Annotated in this window: 19 protein-coding genes and 1 tRNA gene; 15 read left to right on the top strand and 5 right to left on the bottom strand. The window is 59.3% G+C overall.

The features are described 5' to 3' along the window. From ileS to ispH, 4 genes are all read left to right on the top strand, one after another. On the top strand, positions 1 to 2,694 hold a 2,694-nt coding region (gene ileS, locus ACIP1X_RS23035; RefSeq protein WP_400755280.1), incomplete at its 5' end, for an isoleucine--tRNA ligase. Continuing rightward, positions 2,687 to 3,199, top strand: coding sequence for a signal peptidase II (gene lspA / locus ACIP1X_RS23030; protein ID WP_400755279.1), 513 nt, complete (start codon positions 2,687 to 2,689; stop codon positions 3,197 to 3,199). The genes ileS and lspA, both read left to right, overlap by 8 nt. 7 nt (positions 3,200 to 3,206) lie before the next feature. Continuing rightward, positions 3,207 to 3,644, top strand: coding sequence for an FKBP-type peptidyl-prolyl cis-trans isomerase (gene fkpB, locus ACIP1X_RS23025; RefSeq protein WP_178087437.1), 438 nt, complete (start codon positions 3,207 to 3,209; stop codon positions 3,642 to 3,644). Between the two features lie 206 nt (positions 3,645 to 3,850). Next, positions 3,851 to 4,795 carry a 4-hydroxy-3-methylbut-2-enyl diphosphate reductase gene (gene ispH / locus ACIP1X_RS23020; protein WP_159815275.1) on the top strand — a complete coding sequence of 315 codons (945 nt, stop codon included), beginning with the start codon at positions 3,851 to 3,853 and terminating at the stop codon, positions 4,793 to 4,795. Here the strand turns inward: ispH and ACIP1X_RS23015 are convergent. Beyond that, positions 4,752 to 5,321 (bottom strand): GspH/FimT family protein, encoded by a 570-nt coding sequence (locus tag ACIP1X_RS23015; protein ID WP_159815274.1) that lies wholly within the window; start codon positions 5,319 to 5,321, stop codon positions 4,752 to 4,754. The two genes, ispH and ACIP1X_RS23015, sit on opposite strands and share 44 nt — an antisense overlap. Before the next feature lie 130 nt (positions 5,322 to 5,451). Here ACIP1X_RS23015 and ACIP1X_RS23010 point away from each other — a divergent pair, with 130 nt between their 5' ends. The 7 genes from ACIP1X_RS23010 to thiO are packed head-to-tail and all read left to right on the top strand — an operon-like array spanning position 5,452 to position 12,226. Next, the gene (locus ACIP1X_RS23010) at positions 5,452 to 5,925 is read left to right on the top strand and encodes a GspH/FimT family pseudopilin (RefSeq protein ID WP_400755277.1); all 474 of its coding nucleotides are present in this window, start codon (positions 5,452 to 5,454) and stop codon (positions 5,923 to 5,925) included. Next, on the top strand, positions 5,922 to 6,371 hold the full coding sequence (gene pilV, locus ACIP1X_RS23005; protein WP_053123960.1) for a type IV pilus modification protein PilV: 450 nt from the start codon (positions 5,922 to 5,924) through the stop codon (positions 6,369 to 6,371). Before ACIP1X_RS23010 ends, pilV begins: the two co-directional genes overlap by 4 nt. After that, complete coding sequence (locus ACIP1X_RS23000; RefSeq protein ID WP_400755275.1) at positions 6,368 to 7,081, top strand: PilW family protein; 714 nt, start codon at positions 6,368 to 6,370, stop codon at positions 7,079 to 7,081. The genes pilV and ACIP1X_RS23000 overlap by 4 nt, the downstream gene beginning before the upstream one ends. Positions 7,082 to 7,092: 11 nt before the next feature. After that, on the top strand, positions 7,093 to 7,572 hold the full coding sequence (locus tag ACIP1X_RS22995; protein ID WP_400755273.1) for a PilX N-terminal domain-containing pilus assembly protein: 480 nt from the start codon (positions 7,093 to 7,095) through the stop codon (positions 7,570 to 7,572). After that, entirely contained in the window at positions 7,559 to 10,642 is a 3,084-nt protein-coding gene (locus ACIP1X_RS22990) for a pilus assembly protein (RefSeq protein WP_400755271.1), read from the top strand. The genes ACIP1X_RS22995 and ACIP1X_RS22990 overlap by 14 nt, the downstream gene beginning before the upstream one ends. Positions 10,643 to 10,657: 15 nt before the next feature. Continuing rightward, positions 10,658 to 11,059 (top strand): type IV pilin protein, encoded by a 402-nt coding sequence (locus ACIP1X_RS22985; RefSeq protein ID WP_159815269.1) that lies wholly within the window; start codon positions 10,658 to 10,660, stop codon positions 11,057 to 11,059. 57 nt (positions 11,060 to 11,116) lie between these two features. Further along, positions 11,117 to 12,226, top strand: coding sequence for a glycine oxidase ThiO (gene thiO / locus ACIP1X_RS22980; RefSeq protein ID WP_400755269.1), 1,110 nt, complete (start codon positions 11,117 to 11,119; stop codon positions 12,224 to 12,226). Between the two features lie 123 nt (positions 12,227 to 12,349). On the opposite strand, the gene ACIP1X_RS22975 is transcribed toward thiO, so the two are convergent. From ACIP1X_RS22975 to ACIP1X_RS22960, 4 genes are all read right to left on the bottom strand, one after another. Then, positions 12,350 to 13,696, bottom strand: coding sequence for a sigma-54 dependent transcriptional regulator (locus tag ACIP1X_RS22975; protein WP_053123950.1), 1,347 nt, complete (start codon positions 13,694 to 13,696; stop codon positions 12,350 to 12,352). Beyond that, the gene (locus tag ACIP1X_RS22970) at positions 13,693 to 15,279 is read right to left on the bottom strand and encodes a sensor histidine kinase (RefSeq protein ID WP_400755282.1); all 1,587 of its coding nucleotides are present in this window, start codon (positions 15,277 to 15,279) and stop codon (positions 13,693 to 13,695) included. The genes ACIP1X_RS22975 and ACIP1X_RS22970 overlap by 4 nt, the downstream gene beginning before the upstream one ends. Further along, positions 15,269 to 15,508, bottom strand: a complete 240-nt coding sequence (locus ACIP1X_RS22965) for a PP0621 family protein (RefSeq protein ID WP_053123945.1) — start codon at positions 15,506 to 15,508, stop codon at positions 15,269 to 15,271. The genes ACIP1X_RS22970 and ACIP1X_RS22965 overlap by 11 nt, the downstream gene beginning before the upstream one ends. Positions 15,509 to 15,634: 126 nt before the next feature. After that, a complete protein-coding gene (locus ACIP1X_RS22960; RefSeq protein ID WP_053123943.1) occupies positions 15,635 to 16,651 on the bottom strand; it encodes an outer membrane protein assembly factor BamD in 1,017 nt (338 codons plus the stop codon). 151 nt (positions 16,652 to 16,802) lie between these two features. On the opposite strand from ACIP1X_RS22960, the gene rluD reads away from it, so the two are divergent. From rluD to ACIP1X_RS22940, 4 genes are all read left to right on the top strand, one after another. Next, positions 16,803 to 17,765 (top strand): 23S rRNA pseudouridine(1911/1915/1917) synthase RluD, encoded by a 963-nt coding sequence (gene rluD, locus ACIP1X_RS22955; RefSeq protein WP_034153865.1) that lies wholly within the window; start codon positions 16,803 to 16,805, stop codon positions 17,763 to 17,765. Continuing rightward, on the top strand, positions 17,762 to 18,484 hold the full coding sequence (gene pgeF, locus ACIP1X_RS22950) for a peptidoglycan editing factor PgeF (RefSeq protein WP_400755267.1): 723 nt from the start codon (positions 17,762 to 17,764) through the stop codon (positions 18,482 to 18,484). Before rluD ends, pgeF begins: the two co-directional genes overlap by 4 nt. Positions 18,485 to 18,614: 130 nt before the next feature. Next, a complete protein-coding gene (clpB, locus tag ACIP1X_RS22945) occupies positions 18,615 to 21,179 on the top strand; it encodes an ATP-dependent chaperone ClpB (RefSeq protein ID WP_053123937.1) in 2,565 nt (854 codons plus the stop codon). Between the two features lie 297 nt (positions 21,180 to 21,476). Then, positions 21,477 to 21,552, top strand: a tRNA-Asn gene (locus ACIP1X_RS22940). Positions 21,553 to 21,578: the final 26 nt, after the last annotated feature.

Here is a 21,578-nt window from a genome sequence, read left to right as displayed (position 1 = left end):
GATCGTCCGAAGTTCGTTCTGCATGACGGCCCTCCGTATGCCAACGGCACGATCCACATCGGTCACGCACTGAACAAGATTCTCAAGGACATGATCATCCGCTCGAAGACCCTGTCGGGTTTCGACGCGCCGTATGTTCCGGGTTGGGACTGCCACGGCCTGCCGATCGAGCACAAGGTTGAAGTGACCCACGGCAAAAATCTGGGCGCGGACAAGACCCGCGAACTGTGCCGTGCCTACGCCACCGAGCAGATCGAAGGGCAGAAGTCCGAATTCATCCGTCTCGGCGTGCTGGGCGACTGGGCCAACCCGTACAAGACCATGGATTTCAAGAACGAGGCCGGTGAAATCCGCGCCCTCGCTGAAATCGTCAAGGGCGGTTTCGTGTTCAAGGGCCTCAAGCCTGTGAACTGGTGCTTCGACTGCGGTTCGGCCTTGGCCGAAGCGGAAGTCGAGTACGAGAACAAAAAGTCCTCGACCATCGACGTTGCGTTCCCGATCGCTGACGAAGCCAAACTGGCTGCCGCGTTCGGTCTGCCATCGTTGAGCAAGCCTGCCTCGATCGTGATCTGGACCACCACCCCGTGGACCATCCCGGCCAACCAGGCACTGAACGTTCACCCGGAATTCAACTACGCACTGGTGGATGTCGGCGACAAGCTGCTGGTACTGGCTGAAGAGCTGGTTGAAGCCTGCCTGGCGCGCTACGGCATCGAAGGTTCGGTCATCGCGACCACCACCGGTAAAGAGCTGGAGCTGATCAACTTCCGTCACCCGTTCTACGACCGTCTGTCGCCGGTGTACCTGGCTGACTACGTTGAACTGGGCGCTGGCACCGGCGTGGTTCACTCCGCTCCGGCTTACGGCGTAGACGACTTCGTGACCTGCAAAAAATACGGCATGGTCAACGACGACATCCTCAATCCAGTGCAAAGCAACGGCGTTTACGTGCCGTCGCTGGAATTCTTCGGCGGCCAGTTCATCTGGAAGGCCAACCCGGCCATCGTCGACAAGCTGACCGAAGTCGGTGCGCTGATGCACACCACCGTCATCGAACACAGCTACATGCACTGCTGGCGCCACAAGACCCCGCTGATCTACCGCGCCACTGCGCAGTGGTTCATCGGCATGGACAAAGAGCCAACCAGCGGCGACACCCTGCGTGTACGTTCGCTCAAAGCCATCGAAAACACCAAGTTCGTGCCGGCCTGGGGCCAGGCGCGTCTGCATTCGATGATCGCCAACCGTCCTGACTGGTGCATCTCGCGTCAACGTAACTGGGGCGTGCCGATCCCGTTCTTCCTGAACAAGGAAAGCGGCGAACTGCACCCACGTACCGTCGAGCTGATGGAAGAAGTCGCCAAACGCGTTGAAGTCGAAGGCATCGAAGCCTGGTTCAAGATGGACGCTGCCGAGTTGCTCGGCGACGAAGCGCCGCTGTACGACAAAATCAGCGACACCCTCGACGTCTGGTTCGATTCGGGCACCACGCACTGGCACGTCCTGCGCGGTTCGCACCCGATGGGTCACGAGAGCGGCCCGCGCGCCGATCTGTACCTGGAAGGTTCTGACCAACACCGTGGCTGGTTCCACTCGTCGCTGCTGACCGGTTGCGCCATCGACAATCACGCGCCGTACCGCGAACTGCTGACTCACGGTTTCACCGTCGACGAAGCTGGCCGCAAGATGTCCAAATCGCTGGGCAACGTGATTGCGCCACAAAAAGTCAACGACACCCTGGGCGCCGACATCATGCGTCTGTGGGTCGCGTCGACCGACTACTCGGGTGAGATGGCAGTTTCCGATCAGATCCTGCAACGCAGTGCGGACGCCTATCGTCGTATTCGTAACACCGCGCGCTTCCTGCTCTCGAACCTGAGCGGTTTCAACCCGGCCACCGACATCCTGCCGGCTGAAGAAATGCTCGCGCTGGATCGTTGGGCGGTCGACCGCACCTTGCTGCTGCAACGCGAGCTGCAAGAGCATTACGGCGAATACCGTTTCTGGAACGTCTACTCGAAGATCCACAACTTCTGCGTGCAGGAGCTGGGCGGTTTCTACCTCGACATCATCAAGGACCGTCAGTACACCACTGGCGCCAACAGCAAGGCTCGCCGTTCGGCGCAAACCGCGCTGTTCCACATCTCCGAAGCGCTGGTGCGCTGGATCGCGCCGATCCTCGCTTTCACCGCCGACGAACTGTGGGAATACCTGCCGGGCGAGCGTAACGAATCGGTCATGCTCAACACCTGGTACGAAGGCCTGACCGAGCTGCCAGCTGACGTTGAACTGGGCCGCGACTACTGGGAGCGCGTAATGGCGGTGAAAGTAGCGGTCAACAAAGAAATGGAAATCCAGCGCGCGGCCAAAGCCGTCGGTGGCAACCTGCAAGCCGAAGTGACGCTGTACGCCGAAGACGCCCTGAGCGCCGATCTGGCCAAGCTGAGCAACGAACTGCGCTTTGTCCTGATCACTTCGACGGCCAGTGTTGCGCCTTTTGTCAGCGCACCTGAAGACGCGGTCGTGACTGAAGTCAGCGGCCTGAAGCTGAAGATCGTCAAATCGGCCTTCCCGAAGTGCGCCCGTTGCTGGCACTGCCGTGAAGACGTTGGCGTGAACCCGGAGCATCCGGAAATCTGCGGTCGTTGCGTCGACAACATCAGCGGCGCTGGCGAGGTTCGTCACTATGCCTAATGCCGTTGGCCGTTTCGGACGGTTGAGCTGGCTCTGGTTGAGTTTGCTGGTTCTGGTCATTGACCAGGCCAGCAAGTTCTACTTCGAAGGCAAGCTTGAGATGTACCAGCAGATCGTGATCATTCCTGATTACTTCAGCTGGACGCTGGCGTACAACACCGGCGCTGCCTTCAGCTTCCTCGCGGACAGCTCCGGCTGGCAGCGCTGGCTGTTTGCCCTGATCGCCATTGTGGTCAGTGCGGTGCTGGTGGTCTGGCTCAAGCGCCTGGGTCGCAACGAAACCTGGCTGGCCGTCGCTTTGGCGCTGGTGCTGGGTGGCGCGCTGGGCAATCTGTACGACCGCATTGCCCTGGGTCATGTGATCGATTTCATTCTGGTGCACTGGCAGAACCGCTGGTACTTCCCGGCGTTCAACTTCGCCGACAGCGCGATTACCGTTGGCGCGGTGATGCTGGCACTGGACATGTTCAAAACCAAGAAAACCGAAGAGGCCGTTCATGACTGAACAGGTATTGGCTGAGCAACGCATCGGCCAGAACACGGAAGTCACTTTGCACTTTGCATTGCGCCTGGAGAACGGCGACACCGTCGACAGCACGTTCGACAAAGCCCCGGCGACCTTCAAGGTCGGCGACGGCAACCTGCTGCCGGGTTTCGAAGCGGCGCTGTTCGGCTTCAAGGCCGGTGACAAGCGCACGCTGACTGTTGAGCCTGAAAATGCTTTCGGCCAGCCGAACCCGCAGAACGTGCAGATCATCCCGCGCTCGCAGTTCGTCGACATGGAGCTGTCGCCGGGTTTGCTGGTGATCTTCAACGATGCGGCCAATACTGAGCTGCCGGGCGTGGTGAAAGAATTCGACGACACGCAAGTGACCATCGACTTCAACCACCCGCTGGCAGGCAAAACGCTGACCTTTGACGTGGAAATCATTTCCGTTAAAGCGCTGTAAAAATGTAGGAGTGAGCCTTTGTGGCGAGGGGATTTATCCCCGTTGGGGTGCGAAGCGCCCCCGAACCAGGCACCGCAATTCTGAATGAATGCGCTGAAAGGTCGACGACTGCTACGCAGCCGAACGGGGATAAATCCCCTCGCCACAGAGAGCTGATCCCTACAATGGTTTTTCATTGTTTTCGCGCGCAAGACACGAGGCACAGCATGCAAATCAAACTCGCCAATCCCCGTGGCTTCTGCGCCGGTGTGGACCGGGCGATCGAAATCGTCAACCGCGCCCTGGAAGTCTTCGGGCCACCGATCTACGTGCGCCATGAAGTGGTGCACAACAAGTTCGTCGTTGAAGACCTGCGCAGTCGTGGTGCGATCTTCGTCGAAGAACTGGATCAGGTGCCGGACGACGTCATCGTCATTTTCAGTGCCCACGGCGTTTCCCAGGCCGTGCGTACCGAAGCCGCTGGCCGTGGCCTGAAAGTCTTCGACGCCACGTGTCCGCTGGTGACCAAGGTGCACATCGAAGTCGCGAAATACAGCCGCGATGGTCGTGAGTGCATCCTGATCGGCCACGCCGGTCACCCGGAAGTCGAAGGCACCATGGGCCAGTACGACGCCAGCAATGGCGGCGCGATCTACCTCGTTGAAGACGAAAAAGACGTCGCCGAATTGCAGGTGCATAACCCGGAAAAACTCGCTTTCGTTACTCAGACCACGCTGTCGATGGACGACACCAGTCGCGTCATTGATGCCTTGCGCACACGCTTCCCGGCCATCGGCGGCCCGCGCAAGGATGACATCTGTTACGCCACGCAAAACCGTCAGGACGCGGTCAAGCAACTGGCCGACGAGTGCGACGTGGTTCTGGTAGTCGGCAGCCCGAACAGTTCCAACTCCAACCGCTTGCGCGAACTGGCCGAGCGCATGGCCACCCCGGCCTATCTGATCGACGGCGCCGAAGATCTGCAAGAGAGCTGGTTCGATGGTGTCGAGCGTATCGGCATCACCGCTGGCGCCTCCGCACCGGAAGTGCTGGTGCGTGGCGTGATTCAGCAACTGCAAGCCTGGGGTGCGACCGGCGCCGATGAGCTGGCCGGGCGCGAAGAGAACATCACGTTCTCGATGCCGAAAGAGCTGCGCGTTCGTTCGATCTGACGTTTTTGGTTTTCTGACACAACGCCTGTTCAGCGCTTTTGCTGCTCAGGCGCACGCGACCGGTCGCCGCCAACACCACCTGGCGCTGGCTGACCGGCTCGTGAGCCGAGCAAATATGTAATGTCCCTGCCTGAAACGCCCGTTCGGGCATCAGCGGTTGTCCCAGACTGCTGAAACGCACATAACGCCTTACAGATCCATTGCCGACAATCGGCACCTTCGCGTCACTCGCACGTTCTGCCAGTAATGGATTGCTGCTGTCCGCAGGCCCTTTGCCGCTGATATCCACAATGATCCGCCAGCCCTGACTCCAGTCACCGTTGATGCCATGAATCACCACGCTCTGATTGCGCGTGATGGCCAGGCTGCGTGCGTTGCGAATACCGTCGAGCAGCGACTGTGCGGCCAGATCCCGCTGGTTCGATTCGCGCAGCGTTGCGAACGCCGGATTGACCAACAGCAGAACAATTGCGCCGATCGCCAGTCCCATAAGCAGTTCTATCAGGCTGAAACCATGTTGCGTCATGAAAACTCCCTCCGTGGAGTGTGATGAGCGGCGCGATCCTTACGCCGCGCAGGGCAAATCAACCGACGCGGGTCGGTTGAATGTTCTAGCGTGTAGAAGCAGGTATAGCCGACGGCAACGGAGGGCATCGATGGATCTTCGTACAAAAGGTTTCACGCTGATCGAGTTGCTGGTGGCGATGGCGATCTTCGTGGTGCTGATTACCCTCGCCGTGCCGGCGTTCACCAAGTCGATCCAGAGCAGCAAGGCCGATACCGAAATGGGCGATCTGCAACGGGCAATCAATTTCGCCCGGCTCGAAGCGATTGATCGTGGCGTGACCACTCGCTTGCGCCCGAGCGCCGGCGGCAGCGTCTGGACGGGTGAATTGGCGGTTTACGACAGTACTGGCACGCCGGCGAATGTATTGCGGGTTGTTCCAGCGATGAGCAGCGGCGCCACTCTGGCGCTACCCTCTGGAGTGACCGCGCTGGATTTCAACAATCTCGGCGGTCTGGCCGCACCGACTACGGCGGTGGTCATCAGTTACACGCTGGGCACGCAAAGCAGGACGCTGAACGTGTGTTTGAACGGACGAATTCAATTGGGTGGAATTTGCGGATGAGGGCAGGGAGTCAACACGCACAGGAGGGCATGACGCTGATCGAAGTGCTGGTCGCGTTGCTGATTCTGACCGTCGGGCTGTTGGGCGCGGCAGCCGTGCAACTGAATGCGCTGAAGTACACCGACAGCTCGCGCATGACCAGTCAGGCCAGTTTTATCGCCTACGACATGATGGATCGCATTCGCGCCAACTCCGGCGCCGACTACACCGTGACGCCGCCGACCTCGGGCAATCTCAGCGTCGCTCGCGATCAGGATCTCTACGATTTCACCACCAACATAATCGCTTTCGGCGGGCCGACCGCCACCGGCAGCATCACCCTCAATCAGCGGGTTTACACCATCACCATCAACTGGAGCGACGCGCGGGCCGCCAACACCGCCAGCGCGCCGCGCAGTTTCGTCCTCAGCAGCCGTGCGGCGGTCGATCCGGTGGCCACGCCATGAAGCGCAATAATCGGGGTTTCGGCCTGATCGAATTGCTCGTGGCTCTCGCGCTGGGTCTGATCATCGTGCTGGGTGTCGTGCAGATTTTCATCGCGGCGAAAAATACTTACGTCAGCCAGAACAGCGCCGCCGCGATGCAGGAAGACGCGCGTTTTGTGCTGAGCAAAATGATTCAGGAAATTCGCATGGTCGGCATGTTCGGATGCCTCGGCACGATTACCGATTCGAGCACGGCCGGGGATTTCAATGCCGCGCAGATCGCTCCGATCGGCTGGGATAACGCCAACCTCAAACTGACGCTGGTGACCGCCGATATCGGCAGCGGTGGTGGCACGCCGACCTGGACGGTGCTCTCCGATTGCCGCAACAGCGCCACGGCGTATACCGGTTTACGAACGGCGGCGACCGGACAGATCGCCTTTCCGATTCGCCGATTGATCTACAGCTTCAGCAACAACCAGATACTCATGGGCACCGGCAGCGGCACGCCGACCCAGCAGGTGCTGGTGAACAACATCAGTGCTTTCACCGTCACCTTCGGCCTGGCGAGTTCTGCGACCGATGTGGCCGCTTCAACTTACAGCGCCAACCCCAGCGATCCGGCACGCATCCGCAGTGTGCGCCTGAGCCTGACCCTGCTCGACCCCAACAGCCGGGTCGCCCCACAAACCTTCAACGTGGTTGCCGCTTTGCGCAACCGCTTGCAGTGAGGGCCAGGGTGATGCGAATTTCTCTGCACAACAGGAAGGCCCAGCGCGGCATGGCGTTGCTGGTCAGTCTGGTGTTTTTGTTGCTGCTGACGCTGATTGGTTTGTCGTCGATGCAGAGCGCCAACCTGCAGGAAAAAATGGCCGGCAGTGTGAGTTTGCGTAATCAGTCGTTTCAAACTGCCGAGGCCGCGTTGCGGGTGGGCGAAAGTGCAGTGCAACTCGATACTTACGCCTTGGCGGTGTGCAGCGGCACGACGCAATGCGCGCCGCCGGCGGAATCTTCGGTGGTCAGTGCGGCAGGGCTCAATTCCACCTCAGGGGTGACGTGGATCGCGGCCGGCAATGGTTTCTATGGTGTGCAAAACATTGGCACCACACTCACGGCGGTGAACGTGCCGAGCAATACCTCGGCAACGTTGTATCGGGTTACTGCGGTCGGCATCGCCGGCACTTCGCGCAGCGTGGTGGAGAGTGTTTATGCGAAGTATTGAGCGCTATGGATCGCTGCTGCTCGGCCTGTTGCTGAGCTTTTATCTGACGGCACCGGCCTATGCGTTCACGCCGTCGGATTCGCCGTTGTTGAGCGCTGCAGCGGTTCCGCCAAACGTGATGCTGTTGATCGATGATTCGGGGAGCATGAACAGCATCATTTATGCGTCCGGTTTCAACCCCGCCGACAATCCCACACCCGCACGACAATGCAACGCCTTGCTCGGCTTGTGTCTGAGTTCGACAGCGATCACCGGTGACACGATCTTTCTGTCGAGCCTGCCGACATCCGGCTGTTCCGGTGGCGCCTATGCGTTCTACAACAACAGCATCGCGCCGTTGTGCCTGAAACTGCCGGATCCCGTGGGCAGCGGCAACACGCGTTATTCGGGCGATTACATTTCTTACGTGGTCAGTCTGGCCATCAATAACGGCACCCGCGATTTCACCACCGGGGCGATTCCCAACGATTACCGGATCAACGTTGCACGCAACGTATCGACGGCACTGGTGACCAGCAACCGCACCTTGCGAATGGGGCTGTCGACCTTCAATCCGGCCACCAGCAACAACTCCGGCAATGGCGGATACATCGCGCGATCGATCAGCGATCTGGCCCCGGTCTCCGGCAGCGTGACTCAGGCCCAGGCGGATACCAACTACAACGCGCTGATCTCATCGATCAACGCTTTGAGCGCCGTGGCCAACACGCCCTTGGCGGAAACCTATTACGAGATCACCCGCTACATGCGCGGCATGGCGCCGTACTACAACAGCACCCCAACGACCTACACCAGCCCGATTCAGTATCGCTGCCAGAAAAACTACGGCGTGGTGATCACCGATGGTTTGCCGACGTTTGACCGAACCTTCCCGACCAACGACCCGCTGGGCGGCAGTCGATTGCCGAACTGGGATGGCGTCAATAATGACGGCAATAACCTCAATGGCGACAATGAGGGCGACACGCTCTATCTGGACGACATCGCCAAATTCGCCTTCGACATCGACATGCGTTCGACCGGCACCGACGCGGCGGGCAAGAGCTGGAACGCGGTGGATTTTCCCAAGCAAAACTTGAACACCTACACAGTCGGTTTCACAGCGGCCAACGACATGTTGTCGGATGCGGCCAGTTATGGGCAGGGCAAGTATTATCAGGCGACGGACAGCACGGGGCTGAATGCGGCGCTGTCGTCGGCGTTGAGTGATATCACTTCCAAGGCGGGTTCCGGCGGCAGCGGAGTCGCCAGCGGCACCACGCTGGCGAGCGGTACCAGCTATTTCCAGACCAGTTACGACCCCAAGGATTGGCGCGGCACCATCAAGTCTTTCGGCTTCACGTCTTCCGGGGCGGTGAATACGTCGACCACGCTTTGGACGACTGATACGACCATCGTGCCCGGAACGACTACGCCGACTTACCAATCCTGGAACACCGCAAGCAATGCCGCCGTAACACTGGCTTACGGCAACTTTTCCCCAGCGCAACAAAACACGCTCAGTCAGAGTCTGCCCACCGGAATCACCGGCAATGATCTGGTGGAGTGGAGCAAAGGCACCAACAAAACCGGGCTCAAGGTTCGCAACGTATTACTCGGCGACATCATCAATTCGCCATTGGTGCTGGCGGCCCCCACGGACAAGACCGCTGCCGACTTGTCCGGCGATAGCACTTACAGCGCTTATCTGACGACCAAAGCCGCGAACATGAACGCCAATCTGGTGGTGAATGCCAACGACGGTTTCGTCAACATCATCAACTCGGCCAATGGCACCCGGCGCTACGCCTACATGCCGTCCAGTGTGTTGCCGTCGCTACGGCTGATTGCTGATCCGACCTACATCAATGGCGTCAGCCACAAGTTTCTCGTCGACGGGCAAGTCGGAGTGTTCGACGCGCAGTCCGGCACGGCCTGGAAAACCCTGGCCATTGGTGGTACGGGTGCCGGAGGTAAAACGTTCTACGGGCTGCAGTTGTTTGATGCATCGGCGGGCAATGTGATCAAGGCCTTGTGGGAGGTCAGTGCGCCGAACACGGCCAGCACCGCCAACGCTTTTAATGATCTGGGTTACGCCTACGCACGGCCGGAAGTGGCACGCTTGGCCGACGGTCGTTGGGCGGCGTTTATTTCCAACGGTTACGGCAGCAATTCTGGCGTGGCCGCGTTGTATGTGCTGGATGTACGCGACGGTTCGCTGATCAAGAAAATCGTCATCGACAGCACGGAAACCACCAACGGTTTGTCCTCGGTGAAGCTCAAGGTCAACTCTTCCAATGTCGTGCAGGCCGCGTACGGCGGTGACTTGAAAGGGCGTCTGTGGAAATTCGATTTAAGTGCTACGTCGACTGACAGTTGGGGCGTGGCGTTTTCCGGCAAACCGCTATTCACCACGGCGGGCGGGGCGACTCAGCCGATTACCGCGCAACCGCTACTGGCGGACAACTCAGTCGGCGGCAAACAGATTTTCTTCGGCACCGGAAAATTCAACGAAACGGCGGACAAGACCAACAAGGATTTGCAGGCGTTTTATTCGGTTTGGGATGCCGATGGCGGTTCCGGGCAATTGACCATCGGCAGCTTGCAGGCGCAGGCAGTGACGGGCGTGTTCTCGGGAAGCACCGGGCAATTCGTGACCACCTCGCAGAATGACACGACGTACCCGGCGGAGAAGGGCTGGTATTTGCCCTTGGTGTATAACAGCGCGCTGACCGGCGAACGGGTGATCAATCAGGCCAGTTTGGTGCTGGGGCGAATCATTTTTACCACCGCCAGCGTCGATACCACTGATCCCTGCTCCAGTTTCGGCACCGGCAAACTGGTCGAACTCGATGCGTTCAGCGGTAAGATGCTCAACTACGCGGTGCTCGATACCAACGCCGATGGCGTGGTCGACAGCAACGACACAATTTCCAGTGGCGTGGTGTTCACCGGCGGTATTCCGACCCTGAACGCCATCGTCAACGGCGCAACCCGCAAGATCGTGAACGACTCCAGTGGCGGCATCACCACACTGGTGGAAAAACCCGGCGGCGGCAGCCGTCGTATCATGTGGCGACAAATACAGTAAGTGAGAGTTTGAGGCATGCGCAGATCCAACCGCGGATTCACCCTGATCGAAATCATGATCGTGATTGCGATTATCGGGATCGTCATCACCATCGCCGCACCGAGCTACACCGAGTACCTGAAAAAGGGCCGCCGCGCCGAAGTGGTGTCGTTACTCTCGGAGCAGGCGCAGTCCCTCGAACGCTTCTACACCAAGAACAATGTCTACACCGGCATCACCGGGCTCAGCACGGGCAATGATTTCTACACCATCACCCCGACCATCGCTGACCAGACTTTCCTGCTGACCGCGACGCGTAAAACCGGTACGACCATGGCCACCGACAAGTGCGGGGATTTCACCCTGACCAACACCGGTGTCAGAAGCATGAACAACGCGACCACCGGGTTGACCACCAAGGATTGCTGGGGCCGCTGAGGCGCTTTCTTTCGGGCGCCTTTTGCGCCCACTGTCTTTTTTACGGTTGGATCAAACATGACCAGGCAACAGCAAGTGGTGATAGTCGGTGGCGGGGTGATTGGCCTGCTGACCGCCTACAACCTCGCCTCCGAAGTGCGCAGCGTGGTGCTGCTCGATCGTTCGAACCTCGGCCAGGAGTCGTCCTGGGCGGGTGGCGGTATCGTTTCGCCGTTGTACCCGTGGCGCTACAGCCCGGCAGTCACCGCACTGGCGCACTGGTCGCAGGATTTTTATCCACAGCTTGGCGAGCGTCTGTTTGCTGATACCGGGGTTGATCCTGAAGTCCACACCACCGGCCTGTACTGGCTGGATCTTGACGATGAAGCCGAAGCGCTGGCTTGGGCGAAGCGTGAAAACCGGCCGCTGCGGGCTGTGGATATCTCGGCAGCGCACGATGCGGTGCCGGTACTCGGCGGTGGGTTCGCGCGGGCGATCTACATGGCTGACGTTGCCAACGTACGTAATCCGCGCCTGGTAAAGTCGTTGAAAGCGGCGTTGCAAGCGATGCCGAACGTGACGATTCACGAACAGTGCGAAGTCAGCGGGTTTGTTCGTGAAGGTGGGCAGGTCATCGGCGTCGAAACCTCCGGCGGCGTGATCAAGGCCGATCAGGTCGTGCTGACGGCGGGTGCATGGAGTGGTGATCTGCTCAAGACGCTGGATCTGACACTGCCGGTCGAACCGGTGAAAGGGCAGATGATTCTCTACAAGTGCGCGGCGGATTTCTTGCCGAGCATGGTGCTGGCCAAGGGGCGGTACGCGATTCCGCGGCGTGACGGGCATATTCTGATTGGCAGTACGCTGGAGCATGAAGGCTACGACAAAACGCCGACCGATGTGGCGCTGGAGAGCCTCAAGGCTTCAGCGGTCGAGCTGATTCCGGCGCTGGCGGATGCCGAAGTGGTCGGGCATTGGGCGGGGTTGCGTCCGGGTTCGCCGGAAGGGATTCCGTACATTGGCCGGGTGCCGGGGTATGAAGGCTTGTGGCTGAACTGCGGGCATTACCGTAACGGATTGGTGCTGGCACCGGCGTCGTGTCAGTTGTTTGCGGATGTGATGTTGGGTCGTGCGCCGATTATTGATCCGGCGCCTTATGCGCCAGCGGGCCGCATTTGGTCAGATTGATCTCTGGTGCCTGGCAGGCCGCTTTCGCGAGCAAGCCCGCTCCCACATTGGATCTAGGGTGAACACAACATTCGTGAGCAACCGAGATCAACTGTGGGAGCGGGCTTGCTCGCGAAGGGGCCCTCAATCCAGACCGAGTTTTTTCAGTCTGTACCGCATCGACCGAAACGAAAGACTCAAGCGCTGCGCCGCCGCCGTGCGATTCCAGCGCGTTTCCTCCAGCGCCTGCAAAATCAGCTTCCGCTCAACGTTCTCCAGATAATCCTCAAGATTGTCGATCTGCGTCAGATCCGCAATCCCGCCTTCCGCCGCGCAATTACCCTCGCTCAGGCGTAAATCCCCAGCCTCGATCGTACGGTTCTCGCACAACGTGTGCGCGCGTTCGAGCACGTTTTCCAGCTCGCGCACATTCCCCGGAAAGCGGTAATTTTTCAGCGCTTCCAGCGCCTGCGCATGCAAGCGTGCCGCCGGTTGCCCGGTGTCCTTGGCCAGACGCTTGAGCATGTGCGCCGCCAACACTTCAATGTCATCGCGCCGTTCACGCAGAGACGGCACACGCAATTCGATCACGTTGAGCCGGTAATACAGATCCTGCCGAAACCGCTCGGCAGCCACTTCCGCATCAAGATCCTTGTGCGTCGCGCAAAGAATCCGCACATCGACCACGGTTTCCTGCTGCCCACCGACGCTACGCACGGCTTTTTCCTGAATGGCGCGCAGCAGTTTCACCTGCATCGACAGCGGCAAGTCCGCCACTTCATCAAGAAACAAGGTGCCACCATTCGCCGCCTGAAACAGTCCCGGCTTGTCTTCAACTGCGCCAGTAAAACTGCCTTTGCGATGGCCGAAAAACTCGCTTTCCATCAGTTCCGACGGAATCGCACCACAGTTCACCGGTACAAACGGCTGGCTCGCGCGTGGCCCTTGTTCGTGGATCAGTCGTGCGACCAGTTCTTTACCGCTGCCGGACTCACCGCTGATGTACACCGGGGCCTGACTGCGGGCGAGTTTGTCGATTTGCTTGCGCAGGCTACGCATCGGCAGGGAGTCACCGAGCAAACGTCGATCAATCGACGTGCACACGGCGCCCGCCACCGGCATGCGCAGCGCGGTGGCGACCAGTTCGCGCAAGCGGGTGAGATCCACCGGTTTGGTGAGGAAGTCGAACGCCCCGGCCTTCAGCGCATTGATCGCCGTTTCAAGGCTGCCGTAAGCGGTGATCATCGCCACCGGCAGTTGTGGATAACGTTGTTGAATGTGCTGCACCAGATCCAGCCCCGTGCCGTCGGGCAGGCGCATGTCGGTCAGACACAGATCGAATTGCTCGCGCTGTAACAGCGCTTGGGCTTCAGCCAGATTGCGCGCGCTGAAGGTGTCGAGTTTCATCCGTCCCAGGGTGATTTCCAGGAGTTCGCGGATATCCGGTTCGTCGTCGACGATGAGAATTTTTTGCCGTGGGCTCGTGTTCAACTTTGTTTCCGTCCGTGAGCAAAGGTGATGCGAAAGCAGCCGCCGCCTTGGCGTGGTTTGAAGTCTAGGCGCGCTTGGTTGCTTTCGCACAGCTCACGGGACAGATAAAGCCCAAGGCCGGTGCCCTGGCTGCTGGTGGTGAAGAACGGTTCGAACAGATGGGCCTGCTCATCGACGGGCACGCCGGGGCCGTTGTCCTGCACTTCGAGCACTGCCAGTTGGCTTTCGGTGTCGACAAACAACGCCAGCCAGACCTCGGCCTGTTCGTGCAGCAGGGCGCTGTGGCGCCAGCCATTACGCAGCAGATTGTCGAGAATTTGCGTGAGCTGCGCAGGATCCATCAGCGTGGTGAAATCCCCTGAATTGATCCGCAGATGAATCTGTTGCTGTTCATTGGCCTGCTCGCGGCTTTCGTTGACGAAGTTTTCCAGCCACGGCTTGAGATCCAGCCGTTGCGGTGCGCTTTGCTGGCGGCGGGACAGTTGCAGGACGTTTTCGATGACTCGATTCATGCGTTTGGAGTGATCTTGAATGATCTGCGTCAGACGCCGGTCGGCGCCATCGAGTTCCTCGGATTCACCCAATAGCTGCGCGGCATGACTGATCGCGCCCAATGGATTGCGGATTTCGTGGGAGATGCCGGCGGTCAGTCGTCCAAGCGCGGCGAGTTTGAGTTGCTGCGCTTGTTGAGCGATTTGCGCGAGGTCTTCGAGAAACACCAGGGTTTGCTGGTTCGGGCTTTGTTCGAGGGCGATAAAACTCGGCTGCAATTCCAGACCGTTGCCGGGAATCTTCAGGCTTTGTGGGCGCAAGGTCGGGTTGTTCAGCCACAGTTGCAGGCGATCAACCAGGGCGGGCGAATAGTCGTCGATCAAATGGCCCTGAAGGTGTGTGCGCGCCAGCAAGGTCTGCGCGCTGTGATTGGCCAGTTGCACGCGGCGTTGCTCGTCGAGTACCAGAATGCCGGTGCGCATGCGTTGCAGGATCAGCGCATTGAGCGCCTCAAGCCCGACGACTTCACTGGCGCGTTGTTCGGCCAGGGTCTCGCTGACTTCAAGCCGACGAATTAACCCTTGCACCAGCAAAGCGGCGGCAAAGCACAGTGCGCCGAGGGTGCCGGCCTGCAGATAATCGTTGGCCGTGAGGGGATGTCTGAAACTCAGCAAGAAGCTTGAGCCGACGATGCCGAGCGCGCCAATGGCAGCAATCAGCAAACCGATGCGCCGGCGCAGCAAGGTGTTGCAGATCGCCACGGAAACGATCAGCAAGTTGCCGATGGCGCTTGCAACCCCGCCGGCGGCGTAGAACAAACCGCACAGCAGCAACACGTCGACCAGCGCCAGGCTGAACAACTGCGCCGGGCGCCGGGTGCTCTCTAGGAACACCACCAGCAGGATATTCAGCACCAGGTACAGCCAACTGCCGCTGCGCAGCAAATCGTCGTCAATCGACGTCAGCAGGCGGTTGTCCATATTGCTGGAGATCAGCAGCACCAGCATGATGCCGACGCTTAAACGGTAGAGGTGATAAAGGCGCAGCAGGCGCTGAGCCTGTTTGCTGTCGGCGTTGGCCTCAGCGATCACGGGGGCCCGGGCCTTGCTCAAGGTGAGCCTGGCTGCAATACCACTGTTGTTGAACGCTCAATGCACGGTCGCGCGGCAGGTGCACGCCGCAGTGGGCGCAACGCACCATCGGCGCGGCGTCCTGTTCGCGAGGGGCGCGATTGGATTGATTGGCGGCGGGCGCCTTGAATTTACGCCACAGCCAGACAGCGGCGAAAATCAGGACGATCCAGAACAATAAACGAAGCATGATGAGCGGCTTTCCGACTAATGATCCGGCAGTTTAGCCAAGCTCCCGACAAGCGCACAGCCTATTAACGCGCGGCAATAAAAAAGGGAGATCCTGAGATCTCCCTTTTTTGTCCATCCGGTGTGATCAGTCGAACACGCCGAAGGTCATGTAGCTGAACCACGAACGGTCAGTGTCGCTCGACTCTGGCTCCGGCTCTTCGATCACGTCGCCGTTTTCGTCTTTAGGCTTCAGCTCGTTCGGGATCGCATCTTTCGCGTCCTGGTACTGCTTCTGCACGTCCTGGTTGGCGCGGGTTTCGCCCGGCGGCAGCGGTGGACGCGACTCGATCAGACCGAGGGTCGCCTTGCTCAGGAACGAACGGTTGTCCGCTTCAGCCACCGAAGGCACGAACTGGCCGTCTTGCAGGCTAGGGTGGTTCGGGTAGTTGAGCTTCAGGGTTTCCAGGCTGGTGTTGGCCAGTTCGTCCAGGTGCAGACGCTGGTAAGCCTCGGTCATCACCGCCAGGCCGTCACCGACCGATGGAGTTTCCTGGAAGTTTTCCACCACGTAACGACCACGGTTGGCAGCGGCTACATAAGCCTGACGGGTCAGGTAGTAGTCGGCCACGTGGATTTCGTAGGCTGCCAGCAGGTTGCGCAGATAAATCATGCGCTGCTTGGCGTCCGGCGCGTAGCGGCTGTTCGGGTAGCGGCTGGTCAGCTGAGCGAACTCGTTGTACGAGTCGCGGGCAGCGCCCGGGTCACGCTTGGTCATGTCCAGCGGCAGGAAGCGCGCCAGCAGGCCGACGTCCTGGTCGAAAGAAGTCAGACCTTTGAGGTAATACGCGTAATCCACGTTCGGGTGCTGCGGATGCAAACGAATAAAACGCTCGGCGGCGGATTTTGCAGCTTCCGGCTCGGCGTTCTTATAGTTGGCGTAGATCAGCTCCAGCTGTGCCTGATCGGCGTAGCGACCGAACGGATAACGCGACTCCAGAGCCTTCAGCTTGGCTGTGGCGCTGGTGTAGCTGTTGTTGTCCAGGTCAGTCTGAGCCTGCTGATACAGCTCGGCTTCGCTGAGGTTTTCGTCTACGACTTCCTTCGATGAGCAAGCAGCGGTCAATGCGAGGATGGCGATCAGCAGCAGGTGTTTCACTTGCATGGCGGCTTGCGTCCCTATGACGGCCGCTGTCTTGGGCGGGGCCGTCCTGTTATGATGAGCGCCCCGTTGAAAAGCCTCGGGGCAAAAGACGCCGTATTTAACCACAAGCGCGCAGCCGAAACCAAAAGCTGTGCCGACGCACAGTCAGAGCATGTCCGATAAAATTGAACTTCGCGCAGAGGTGCCGTCCGAATTGGGCGGCCAACGCCTCGATCAAGTCGCTGCCCAACTCTTCGCTGAGCACTCTCGCTCGCGCCTTTCCGCCTGGATCAAAGAAGGTCGCCTGACTGTGGACGGGGCGGTCATCCGCCCTCGCGACATCGTGCACGGCGGTGCCATCCTTGAGCTGACTGCCGAGCAGGAAGCCCAGGGCGAGTGGATCGCCCAGGACATCGAGCTCGACATCGTCTATGAAGACGACGACATTCTGGTGATCAACAAGCCTGCGGGCCTGGTGGTGCACCCGGCTGCCGGTCACGCCGATGGCACGCTGCTCAACGCCTTGCTGCACCACGTGCCGGACATCATCAATGTCCCGCGCGCCGGTATCGTGCATCGTCTGGACAAGGACACCACCGGTTTGATGGTGGTGGCCAAGACCATTCAGGCGCAGACAAAGCTTGTTACTCAATTGCAGAGTCGCAGCGTCAGCCGCATCTATGAGTGCATCGTGATTGGCGTGGTAACGGCCGGTGGCAAGATCAACGCCCCGATCGGTCGCCATGGCCAGCAACGCCAGCGCATGGCGGTGATGGAAGGCGGCAAGCCTGCCGTCAGCCACTACCGCGTGCTGGAGCGCTTCCGTTCCCATACCCACGTACGGGTAAAACTGGAAACCGGTCGTACTCACCAGATTCGCGTACATATGTCGCACATCAACTTCCCGTTGGTCGGCGATCCGGCGTACGGCGGTCGTTTCCGCATTCCGCCAGCGGCCAACCCGACGATGGTGGAATCACTCAAGCATTTCCCGCGTCAGGCCCTGCACGCGCGCTTCCTTGAGCTGGATCATCCGACGACCGGTGAACGCATGAGCTGGGAATCGCCGCTGCCAGAAGATTTCGTCTGGCTGCTGACCCTGCTCAAGCAGGATCGCGAGGCCTTCATCGGATGAACTGGCTGACGCCGGACTGGCCCGCGCCGGCCAGCGTCAAAGCCTGCGTCACCACCCGCGAGGGCGGTGTCAGCGAGGCGCCGTTCGACAGCCTCAATCTGGGCGATCATGTTGATGATCGTCCTGAGGCCGTTGCCGAAAACCGTCGCCGTCTCACCGAACACTTCTCTATACAGCCTGCCTGGTTGCAGCAAGTTCACGGGATTACCGTGGCGCATGCTGATCCGGGCATTGTTGCGACCGCTGATGCGAGCTGGACGGCAACGCCCGGTATTGCCTGCGCGGCGATGACGGCGGATTGCTTGCCGGCATTGTTCTGCAATCGCGCTGGCACTCGCGTGGCGGCGGCCCATGCCGGTTGGCGTGGTCTGGCGGCGGGTGTCCTTGAAGCGACGCTCGATAGCCTCGATATTCCGGCTAATGACGTTTTGGTCTGGCTCGGCCCGGCGATTGGCCCGAAAGCCTTTGAAGTCGGCCCGGAAGTTCGTGAAGTCTTCATCAGTCAGTTGCCGGAAGCGGCAAACGCCTTCGTGCCGAGCGCCAATGCCGGCAAGTTCATGGCGGACATCTATCTGCTGGCGCGCCTGCGTCTGGCAGCCCGTGGAGTCACAGCTGTTTATGGTGGCGGTTTCTGCACCGTGACCGATCCGCGCTTCTTCTCCTATCGCCGTGCTTCGCGCACCGGACGCTTCGCCTCCTTAGTTTGGCTCACCCGCTAGACTGTCTGATCTGCATCAACTCTCTGACGCTTGAATCTTGCAGAATCGACCGCATCTATAGCGGTATCTGGCAGGTTTCTTTATTCAGGATGGTTTCTTAGGTACGGCCTGCTCAAAAGGAAGGTGACTTATGCGAATAGACCGTTTAACCAGTAAATTACAGTTGGCCTTGTCCGACGCTCAGTCGTTGGCAGTCGGCCACGATCATCCGGCGATTGAGCCGGCGCACTTGATGCAAGCCATGCTTGAGCAGCAGGGTGGTTCGATCAAACCTCTGCTGATGCAGGTGGGCTTCGACGTCAACAGCTTGCGCAAAGAGCTGACCAAAGAGCTCGACCAATTGCCGAAAATCCAGAACCCGACTGGCGACGTGAACATGTCGCAGGATCTGGCACGCCTGCTCAATCAGGCTGATCGTCTGGCGCAGCAGAAGGGTGACCAGTTCATTTCCAGCGAACTGGTACTGCTCGCCGCGATGGACGAGAACAGCAAGCTTGGCAAGTTGTTGCTCGGCCAGGGCGTGAGCAAAAAAGCTCTGGAAAACGCCATCACTAACCTGCGTGGCGGTGAAGCGGTGAATGACGCCAACCACGAGGAGTCGCGTCAGGCGCTGGATAAATACACCGTCGACCTGACCAAGCGCGCCGAAGACGGCAAGCTCGATCCGGTGATTGGCCGTGATGACGAAATTCGTCGCACCATTCAGGTTCTGCAACGCCGCACCAAGAACAACCCGGTGCTGATCGGTGAACCTGGCGTGGGTAAAACCGCGATTGCCGAAGGTCTGGCTCAGCGCATCATCAATGGCGAAGTGCCGGACGGCCTTAAAGGCAAGCGTCTGCTTTCGCTGGACATGGGCGCGCTGATCGCCGGTGCCAAGTATCGCGGTGAGTTCGAAGAACGCCTGAAATCGCTGCTCAACGAGCTGTCGAAGCAGGAAGGGCAGATCATTCTGTTTATCGACGAACTGCACACCATGGTCGGCGCCGGTAAGGGCGAAGGTTCGATGGACGCCGGCAACATGCTCAAGCCAGCACTGGCTCGCGGCGAGTTGCACTGCGTTGGCGCGACCACGCTTAACGAGTACCGCCAATATATAGAGAAGGACGCGGCGCTCGAGCGACGTTTCCAGAAAGTCCTGGTGGATGAGCCGAGCGAAGAAGACACCATCGCCATCCTGCGCGGCCTCAAGGAGCGTTACGAGGTTCACCACAAGGTAGCGATCACCGACGGCGCGATCATCGCGGCGGCGAAGCTCAGCCATCGCTACATCACTGACCGGCAGTTGCCGGACAAGGCCATCGACCTGATCGACGAGGCCGCGAGCCGCATCCGCATGGAAATCGATTCCAAGCCGGAAGTGCTCGATCGTCTGGAACGTCGCCTGATTCAGTTGAAGGTGGAATCGCAGGCACTGAAGAAAGAAAGCGACGAAGCGGCGATGAAACGTCTGGAGAAACTCCAGGAAGAAATCGTCCGCCTCGAACGCGAGTATTCCGATCTTGAAGAAATCTGGAACTCGGAAAAAGCCGAGGTGCAGGGTTCTGCACAGATTCAGCAGAAGATCGAACAGTCGCGTCAGGAACTGGAAGCGGCACGCCGTAAAGGCGACCTGAACCGCATGGCCGAGTTGCAATACGGGGTGATCCCGGATCTGGAACGCAGCCTGCAAATGGTCGATCAGCACGGCAAGAGCGAAAATCAGTTGCTGCGCAGCAAGGTGACTGAGGAAGAGATCGCTGAGGTTGTGTCGAAATGGACCGGCATCCCCGTGTCGAAAATGCTCGAAGGCGAGCGCGACAAGTTGATGAAGATGGAAAGCCTGTTGCACAAACGTGTGATAGGTCAGGAAGAAGCCGTGGTCGCCGTGGCCAACGCCGTGCGGCGTTCGCGAGCCGGGTTGTCTGACCCGAATCGTCCAAGCGGCTCGTTCATGTTCCTCGGCCCGACCGGTGTCGGTAAAACCGAGCTGTGCAAGGCGCTGGCCGAATTCCTCTTTGATACTGAAGAGGCGATGGTGCGGATCGACATGTCCGAGTTCATGGAGAAACATTCCGTGGCTCGCTTGATCGGTGCGCCACCAGGATATGTCGGCTACGAAGAGGGCGGTTACCTGACCGAGGCTGTGCGTCGCAAGCCTTATTCGGTGATCCTGCTGGACGAAGTCGAGAAGGCGCACCCGGATGTGTTCAACATCCTCCTGCAAGTGCTTGAGGATGGTCGCCTGACCGACAGCCACGGCCGTACGGTGGACTTCCGCAACACGGTGATCGTGATGACCTCGAACTTGGGGTCGGTACAGATCCAGGAACTGGTCGGTGATCGTGAGGCACAGCGTGCAGCTGTAATGGACGCGCTGACGTCGCACTTCCGGCCGGAGTTCATCAACCGGGTCGACGAAGTGGTGATCTTCGAGCCTCTGGCGCGGGATCAGATCGCGGGCATCACCGAGATCCAGTTGGGTCGCTTGCGTACGCGTCTGGCTGAGCGTGAGCTGAAGCTGGAACTGAGCCCGGAAGCGATGGATAAGCTGATTGCGGTGGGCTACGACCCGGTCTATGGCGCACGTCCGTTGAAACGTGCGATCCAGCGCTGGATCGAAAACCCGTTGGCGCAGTTAATTCTGTCTGGGCATTTCCTGCCAGGTGACACGGCAACCGGCGTGGTTGAGAACGACGAAATCGTTTTCAACTAAGTCCAAACGCCAATGAAAATTGGCAGGCCCCACATTGTGGGGCCTTTTTTTTCGTTAGGCTGTTGAACTCAAAGGAAAAGGCTTGTAAAGTGCGCCCCGCAGTCAGTCGCCAAGACGGTTTCAACTCACTGAGCTGAAATCTGAAATAAGTTGCAAATCATTAACTTGAAAGCAATTTAGGGGGTTGACAGAGGTGTTCTAGGTTGTAGAATAGCGCGCCTCAGACACACGAACGCAGCGATGCGAACGAGTGACTGGAAGCAGTAAGTTTCACCGTTGTAAATTGAAATATGTAGTTCCGTGATAGCTCAGTCGGTAGAGCAAATGACTGTTAATCATTGGGTCCCAGGTTCGAGTCCTGGTCACGGAGCCAATTTCAAGCCGGGGTATAGCGCAGTC

It is taken from the genome of Pseudomonas sp. NPDC088885, from assembly GCF_044750025.1.
Classification (GTDB): domain Bacteria; phylum Pseudomonadota; class Gammaproteobacteria; order Pseudomonadales; family Pseudomonadaceae; genus Aquipseudomonas; species Aquipseudomonas rustica.
This window is presented reverse-complemented; position numbering and strand designations above follow the sequence as displayed.